The following is a 5,991-nucleotide window of genomic DNA, read 5'->3' as shown; positions in this document are numbered from 1 at the left end:
GCGGTGAAGGCTGCGGGGTTGGCCGCCATGGGCGTGACGCCGCACAAGCTGAGGCACACGGCGGCATCGCTGAGCATCGCGAGCGGCGCGGACGTGAAGGTCGTGCAGACGATGCTCGGGCACAAGTCAGCAGCGATGACGCTGGACACCTACGGTCACCTGTTCCCCGACCGGCTGGACGAGGTGGCCGACCGGCTCGACCGCGAGCGGGCCCGTCGGGACGCCCTGCGGGACGTGGCGACGGTCGTCGCGAGGTACGCCGCAGCAAGGGAAGATCACTAGCCGTGTGTACTGAATGTGTACTGCGGCCCCGGAGCCCTCCCGTGGGAGGGACCCGAAAACGGCCTGTGACCTGGAGTGGAGCCTAGGGGAGTCGAACCCCTGACATCTGCCATGCAAAGACAGCGCTCTACCAACTGAGCTAAGGCCCCGGAAGGGAGACGTCCGGCCGGAAGAACCGCGTACCGGCGGGCGCCGCAGACCAGAGTAGCGGGTGACCCCCGGTATCTCGCAAAAAGATTGGGGGGTCCCCGTGAACGACCACTCTCCGTAAGATGCTCGGCGTGGTTCGCTACAGCGAACCGCGGTTTTGGGGAAAGCGATGGGGAGACGCAATGGACGCCGCACAGCAGGAAGCCACCGCAAGAGCGCGGGAACTGCAGCGGAACTGGTACGGGGAGCCGCTGGGGGCGCTCTTCCGTAAGCTCATAGACGATCTTGGACTCAATCAGGCTCGTCTCGCGGGGGTGCTGGGACTGTCCGCGCCGATGCTGTCCCAGCTGATGAGCGGTCAGCGGGCGAAGATCGGAAATCCTGCCGTGGTCCAGCGGGTGCAGTTGCTGCAGGACCTGGCCGCACAGGTGGCGGACGGCAGTGTAAGCGCGGCGGAGGCCACCGATCGGATGGAGGAGATCAAGAAGTCGCAGGGGGGCTCGGTGCTCAGCAACAGCACACAGACGACGAGCAGTTCGGGAGCGCCTACGGTCAAGCGGGTGGTCCGCGAGATCCAGTCGCTGCTGCGTTCGGTGGCGGCTGCGGGAGACATCATCGAGGCCGCGGACACTCTCGCCCCGACCCATCCGGAGCTGGCAGAGTTCCTCCGGGTGTACGGCGCGGGCCGCACCTCCGACGCGGTCGCGCACTACCAGGCGCACCAGAGCTGACCGCATGGCCCGGTCGCCGCATGGGGGTGCGGCAGTCGGGCCTATGCGCGGTGGCCGCGAGAGCGGCGCGAGGAGAGGTCGCGAGAGGGGTCGTATCACTCGTCGAGGGGCAGGCAAGGGGGGAAGCCCTGGGATCGTAGGGGGAGGAGCGGCGCACAGCGATGGGTGAGGTCTTCGCCGGACGGTACGAACTGGTCGACCCGATCGGGCGCGGAGGAGTCGGCGCCGTCTGGCGTGCCTGGGACCACCGCCGACGCCGCTATGTGGCCGCCAAGGTCCTGCAGCAGAGCGACGCGCACTCGCTGTTGCGGTTCGTACGCGAACAGGCGCTGAGGATCGATCACCCTCATGTTCTCGCGCCGGCCAGTTGGGCCGCCGACGACGACAAGGTCCTGTTCACCATGGATCTGGTTGCCGGCGGTTCGCTGGTCCATCTCGTCGGGGACTACGGCCCTCTGCCGCCGTCCTTCGTCTGCACCCTCCTCGACCAGCTGCTGTCGGGGCTGGCCGCGGTGCACGCCGAGGACGTCGTGCACCGGGACATCAAGCCCGCCAACGTGCTGCTGGAGGCCACCGGCACGGGCAGGCCCAAGCTGCGCCTGTCCGACTTCGGTATCGCGATGCGGCTGGGTGAGCCCCGGCTGACCGAGACCAACCTCGTGGTGGGAACGCCGGGGTATCTGGCGCCGGAGCAAATGATGGGCGCCGAGCCGGACTTCCCGGCGGATCTGTTCGCCGTGGGACTGGTCGCGCTGTATCTGCTGGAGGGCGCCAAGCCGGACGCCAAGGCGCTCGTGCAGTACTTCGCGGCGCACGGGACTCCGAGTGCGCCGACGGGCATTCCGGAGCCGTTGTGGCAGGTCGTGGCCACACTGCTGCAGCCGGACCCGCAGGCCCGCTTCCGCACTGCCACGGGTGCGCGCAAGGCGCTCGCTTCGGCGGCCGAGCTTCTGCCCGACCCCGGCCCCGACGACGAGCAGATCGAGATCTTCGACCAACTGGGGCCGCTTCCCTCGGGGTTCGGGCCCGCGGGGCCGCTCGATTCGGCGGCCGGGGCGCGCACGCCGGCGGGTGCGGGGTCCGGAATCGGGGCAGTCCCTCCGGATGCCGGGGACGCAGCCGACTCGGTGTCCTCGTGGTCCGGCACGGGCTCCGTACGTTCTGGGGCGCACACGGAGGACGTGGTCACGGATCCCCGTCAGCAGCCCACCGCTCACCCCGGCGCCGTCACCCCGGCGCAGCCCTCCGCTCCTTCGCAGTCGGCCAGCATGTCGGACACCGGCAGCTTCCACCTCCCGCCTCCGCAGCCCACCGTCAGTTCCCCTCGGGCGACCGCCCCCGAGGCCCGGTCCGCAGAGGCACCCGCACCGGCACAGCAGGGCACACCACAGCCACAGCGGCATCCACAAGCACGGCAACAGCCAGAGCCACAGCTGCCTCCACAGCAACCGTTCCTCACCTCCCCCCACGAGACCACGCACGTGCTGTCCTCCTCCCCCCAGCCGCAAGCACCGCTGTACCCCGCTCCGGCGCCGCCCCCGGCGATGCCCCAACGGGCTGACGCCTCTACTGCTTCGTACACCGCTCAGGACGCGCAGGTTCCACCCTCCGCATCACCAATTTCGCGGCACCCTGCCGACCAGCCCGCCCACCGCCCGCTCACCGGCAGCCCGAGCGGTCCCCAGCCGAGCGCCCCTCACTCCAGCCGCCGCCACCCCGGCCACCGCCAACCCAGCCGACGCCGCCCCGGCCCGCCCGCGAAGGTGACGGTCCCGCTGGTCCTGCTGGCCCTGGCCTGCTACGCCGTGGGTTTCTGGGCGTTGACCCAGGTCTGACTACCCGGCAAGGCCGGCCCTCCGCCGCGCCACCGCCGTCCAGACGCCGAGCCCCACCAGAATCACCGTGCCGCCGCCGATCCCGCCCGCCGCGAGCGCCGTCATCGCGGCGTCGCCGCCCGCCGCACCGCCGGAGCCGGCAGCTCCCCGATCCTGGCCCGTGACCTCGAAGACGTCGTCCGGCACGGACTGCCCGGCATAGGCGGGCGCTTCCTGCGCCGTCCCCGCCACCCGTACGCGCAACGTCAGCCCGAACGGACCGTCGCCGAAGTCCTCGGCCACCTTCGTGGAGAGATGCACCACGAGGTAGTAAGAACCGGCGAACCGCATGCCGGCCACCCGGTCCGTGAAGGAGTGGCGATTGGCGTGTGCGACCGGAGGAAGCGGATCGAGCGCGGCCGACCGCTGTTTCCCGTCGTAGCCGACGCCCGCGTCCTCGACCGGCCCGCGCGCGGGGTTGTAGAGGGACACGTCGAGCGCTCCGACCACGTAACCGGAACCGGAACCGGCGGTGCCGAGTTCGGCGGTGGCGTACAGCTGCCGGCCCCAGTCGACCGGAACCTCGTAGAAGAGGGTCTGTCCGGGTTCGATGTCGTCGGTCCAGACGCCCTGGTCCAGCGAGGTCGCCGTGGCGAAGCCGGCGCCGCCCGGCCGCCGTTCGGGCTCGTCGGTGGGCGGCGCGGGCGTGGCGGAGTCCCAGGCCTGTGGCGCCCTGGTGGCACCGGGCTGCGCAAGGCCCGGCTCCTCGACCACGGCCAGCTCCAGGTCCCAGGCGGCCGGCGCGGAGTCCTTCGCACCGACGTGCTCGACGACCACGTAGTACATGCCCTCGGCCTGGCACCGGCTTGTGCCGGACTCGCGCGCGCCCCAGGCGGCGACCGGGTGCGGGCTGCGGCCGGCGCCGAAGGTCGTCGTGTCGAAGGAGCAGGAGCTGCCGTCCGTCTCCTGCACCGTCACCTTGATCCCCTCCACGGCGGAGACGGTGGCGTCCGGGGCGGGTACGGCGGTGGCGGAGACGTACGTGTTCGAGGTGGCGTCGAGTGCGAGGCGGTAGTAGGCCTTTCCGCTGCTCGGCAGGGTGCTCTTGTACGTCCTGCCGGGCTGGAGGCGTGCGGCGTCCGTGGTGCCCGTGGCGCCCGGTACGGACCGGGCGTCCTCGGCGAAGGCGTAGGCCGGGCCGCTCGCCGTACCGTCGGCCATCGCCGTGGGACCGGGCAGGGCGGCCGCCGTCACCACCGTCGCCGCGAGGAGGGCGGCACGCGCGCGTGCCGACGGAAAACGGCCCCGGTGCGCCTCGGACCCTGTCGTACGTCGCCCCATCACGCGCCACCCCTGGAAGTGCCGAATCATCGAACCGTCCGTACCCTGGCCCATCCTGCCCCGCAAGGCCACGGGTCATCGGCGCAATCCGTACGAGCGTCCGAAACGCCCACGACGGAACCGCCCGTGCCAGAGAGCGTCCGTACCGGAGTACCGTCCGCGGACACGCAAAACCCCGACCGCAAGGCGGCCGGGGTCTGTTCAGTATCGGATGTCGGTACTCACGAACCCGTGGGCACGGAGTCAGTCGCCTCCGTCCACAGATCCTGCTCGGCGCGATCCGCCTGGATCTGGCGGTACACGAGGAGCCCGCCGATGGCGGCCAGTGCGACCAGGAGAAGCTTCTTCACCGCGCGACCTCGTCTTTCCTTGACGTAGGGGACCTCTGGCGCCCGACTATACACACCGCCCGATATCGATCGGTGACCTGCGCCGGGCCCCAACTCCCCGGCGGCGCAGCCCACTCCGGGCGGACGGCAGCGCTCCGGTCCGAGGGTGATCACACCCCTGCATTTTTCGGGCCCCTTGCGGCCATCCGGGTGGTGTTGATCTGAAGATCGCTGCGCCACGGGCGTCGGTCCACCACTTCCCGAGCCTCATACACATGATGGGCAAAGTACGCAAATCGCCCAACCCGAAAGTGAGGGGCCATGGCCCGGAACAAGGTCATGAAGCTGTGGAACGTCATCATCACCGCCTTCCTCGCGCTGTGCACGGCGCTCGGACTCAGCACAACGACCGCCGGCGCGGCGGTACCGCAGACCGAGGCTTCGCGCAACAGCACCGCACGACCCAACACGGCACCGACGATGTCCCGCTGGGCCGCCCGGCCCCACGCCACGGCCCTGCCCCCCACGATGAAACAGCGCATCCAGGCCGAGGCGCACGGCAAGGCCCCGACCTGCCGCCACCGCCCGCTCACCGGGCCGGACACGGACCAGACCGGCGCTGATCCGGAGGCAGGCGACTGCGGCTCCCGGAGGTCGGCCCCGGACGATCCCGTCACGCTCCCTCTCTCATCAGTCCCTTTCACCTGAGTTCCTCCGGATTCCGTCAACCCTGTCGTCACGGCGAACCTGCGTACACCGCCCTCATGACGAGGCCCGGCCACTGGATCAGTGGCCGGGCCTTCATGCGTTCCGCGCCCGTTTCGGGCGGATCCGCCGGTCTGGCACCCGGCAGTCGTAGCGCCAGCCCGTCGAGGACGACCTCCAGGCCGTACGAGAACTTGGCGTCGCGCAGGGCGACGGGATCGGTGGTGGCGGCGACGGCGTCGTTCTGCGCGGCCGCCAAGTGGTCGTGGCCGGCGGCTGCCTGCTGCGCGGCGGGCATCAGGCGGGCGATGAGGTCGGCCTCGGTGGTGCCGGAGCGGGCGACGCCGTCGGTATGACCGCACTGGTCTGGTGGATCATCGAGATTCCGCAGCACGGCGCCTTCGAGGGCCGCTCGGCGGTCACCCCGGCCGTCGCGGTCGTTGCCCTGCTCGGCTTCGTGATCTGGGAGAACGTCACCCCCGCCCCGATGGTCCCGCTGGTCCTCTTCAAGCACCGCAACTTCGGCGGCGGTTCGCTCTCCCTGGCGTTGGTCCAGATCGGCAACGGCGGTCTGCTGCTCGTCCTGACCCAGTACCTGCAGTTCGTGCTCGGCTACTCGCCGGTCACGGCGGGCGTGGC

Annotated in this window: 7 protein-coding genes, 1 tRNA gene and 1 pseudogene; 5 read left to right on the top strand and 4 right to left on the bottom strand. The window is 70.7% G+C overall.

Features of this window, described 5'->3' with window-relative positions:
* A partial coding sequence (locus tag ACTWQJ_RS44965; RefSeq protein ID WP_443312166.1) for a tyrosine-type recombinase/integrase occupies positions 1-282 on the top strand: 282 nt, incomplete at its 5' end.
* A 76-nt stretch (positions 283-358) separates the two neighbouring features.
* Here the strand turns inward: ACTWQJ_RS44965 and ACTWQJ_RS44960 are convergent.
* Positions 359-431, bottom strand: a tRNA-Ala gene (locus ACTWQJ_RS44960).
* Positions 432-614: 183 nt separating this feature from the next.
* On the opposite strand from ACTWQJ_RS44960, the gene ACTWQJ_RS44955 reads away from it, so the two are divergent.
* Positions 615-1,163, top strand: a complete 549-nt coding sequence (locus ACTWQJ_RS44955) for a helix-turn-helix domain-containing protein (protein WP_129802951.1) — start codon at positions 615-617, stop codon at positions 1,161-1,163.
* 161 nt (positions 1,164-1,324) lie between these two features.
* Complete coding sequence (locus tag ACTWQJ_RS44950) at positions 1,325-2,998, top strand: protein kinase domain-containing protein (protein ID WP_443312165.1); 1,674 nt, start codon at positions 1,325-1,327, stop codon at positions 2,996-2,998.
* Here the strand turns inward: ACTWQJ_RS44950 and ACTWQJ_RS44945 are convergent, their stop codons facing one another.
* Positions 2,999-4,348, bottom strand: a complete 1,350-nt coding sequence (locus ACTWQJ_RS44945; RefSeq protein WP_443312164.1) for a hypothetical protein — start codon at positions 4,346-4,348, stop codon at positions 2,999-3,001.
* Positions 4,349-4,539: 191 nt separating this feature from the next.
* Positions 4,540-4,668, bottom strand: a complete 129-nt coding sequence (locus ACTWQJ_RS44940; RefSeq protein WP_003999697.1) for a DLW-39 family protein — start codon at positions 4,666-4,668, stop codon at positions 4,540-4,542.
* A 300-nt stretch (positions 4,669-4,968) separates the two neighbouring features.
* Between ACTWQJ_RS44940 and ACTWQJ_RS44935 the strand changes: the two genes are divergently transcribed.
* Positions 4,969-5,355, top strand: coding sequence for a DUF6344 domain-containing protein (locus tag ACTWQJ_RS44935; protein ID WP_443312163.1), 387 nt, complete (start codon positions 4,969-4,971; stop codon positions 5,353-5,355).
* Between the two features lie 28 nt (positions 5,356-5,383).
* Here the strand turns inward: ACTWQJ_RS44935 and ACTWQJ_RS44930 are convergent, their stop codons facing one another.
* A complete protein-coding gene (locus ACTWQJ_RS44930) occupies positions 5,384-5,650 on the bottom strand; it encodes a hypothetical protein (RefSeq protein WP_443312162.1) in 267 nt (88 codons plus the stop codon).
* Between the two features lie 45 nt (positions 5,651-5,695).
* On the opposite strand from ACTWQJ_RS44930, the pseudogene ACTWQJ_RS44925 reads away from it, so the two are divergent.
* Positions 5,696-5,991: pseudogene (locus tag ACTWQJ_RS44925) on the top strand (MFS transporter); the annotation flags it as partial.

This window comes from Streptomyces sp. KR55, assembly GCF_052245645.1.
Lineage (GTDB): Bacteria > Actinomycetota > Actinomycetes > Streptomycetales > Streptomycetaceae > Streptomyces > Streptomyces flavusporus.
The sequence above is the reverse complement of the archived record's forward strand: the minus strand, read 5'-3'. Positions and strand labels throughout refer to the sequence as shown.